The 409-nt window shown below is 74.6% G+C and carries 2 pseudogenes; one reads left to right on the forward strand and one right to left on the reverse strand.

Annotation, left to right across the window (positions count from 1 at the left end):
• A pseudogene (locus ADK55_RS20380) lies at positions 1-213 on the reverse strand (two-component sensor histidine kinase); the annotation flags it as partial.
• Here ADK55_RS20380 and ADK55_RS41000 point away from each other — a divergent pair.
• Positions 113-409: pseudogene (locus tag ADK55_RS41000) on the forward strand (hypothetical protein); the annotation flags it as partial. The pseudogenes ADK55_RS20380 and ADK55_RS41000 overlap by 101 nt on opposite strands.

The following is a 409-nucleotide window of genomic DNA, read 5'->3' on the forward strand; positions in this document are numbered from 1 at the left end:
GGTCACCACGGCCAGGTCGTGGGAGGACAGGAACATCGCCCACGCCACCGGGAGCGTGCCGGGGAGAATCGCCGAGACCGCGACGGCCGCCACGACCGCGAGGGAGACGGCGATGCTGCGCCGGCGCAGTATCCGCAGGGCCACCGCTCCGAGGAGTCCGGCGGCGCCCGCGCCGAGGAGCGCGTACAGGGCGATGAGCAGCAGGTCACGCATGGCCGTCCTCCGTCCGGACACCCACGGCACCCGACACACCCGAGCCGCCCGCCCCACCCCACACACCCGAGGCGCCCGAGGCACCCGCCGCACCCGCCCCGTCCCGGTGGTCATGCTCACCGCGCGCGGAGACGAGGACGACCGGATCCTGGGCCTGGAGGTCGGCGCCGACGACTACGTCACGAAGCCCTTCAGC

Origin of the sequence: Streptomyces sp. WM4235, from assembly GCF_001279725.1 — a bacterium.
Lineage (GTDB): Bacteria > Actinomycetota > Actinomycetes > Streptomycetales > Streptomycetaceae > Streptomyces.